Annotated in this window: 1 protein-coding gene; it reads left to right on the forward strand. The window is 26.3% G+C overall.

Translation table 11 applies throughout. The features are described from left to right. A partial coding sequence (locus TR13x_RS11185; protein ID WP_161802943.1) for a hypothetical protein occupies positions 1-213 on the forward strand: 213 nt, incomplete at its 5' end. Positions 214-571 lie beyond the last annotated feature (358 nt).

Genomic DNA, 571 nt, shown 5'->3' on the forward strand with positions numbered 1-571 from the left:
GACACAAGAGAACCGTCCCCTTGTGTTCTTAAGGCTTTTGGTTTTAGCTATGGTGTTAAAAAAGCAGTTTCAAAAGCAAGTTCAAAAATTGGAGTTAAAGCGCTTGTTAAAGCTGGAATTAAAGAAGCAATTGGTGGACCTGTTGCTTATGCTACAGATATCTATAGATTTGCAAGAGGATTTATTCGTGGATACTCTCGATATGGGAAATAAAATTAAATAAATATTTAAAATCTATGAACTAACCTTTTTATACACTTATTTAATCGAAAGGATGATTTTATGGATGTTTGGATAGCACTAATAATATTTCTTTTAATATATTCTATAATTAAAAAGGATATATTTTTAACTATTTTAGCTTTATTTGTTACTTTACCATACTTTCTTTTATTTAAACTAGATATTTTTCAAATGAAATTAATTTATAAAATAATATTCTGGATTGCTATTTCTGTGGGAAGTATATTTCTTTATTTTAAGTTTTATTTCAAATTTTCAAAATGAGAGAATTTTATGATTCAAATCTTATTGATTAAGGGATAAAAAACTTCTCTAGGTTCTAGAACCT

This window comes from Caloranaerobacter sp. TR13 (assembly GCF_001316435.1).
Lineage (GTDB): Bacteria > Bacillota > Clostridia > Tissierellales > Thermohalobacteraceae > Caloranaerobacter.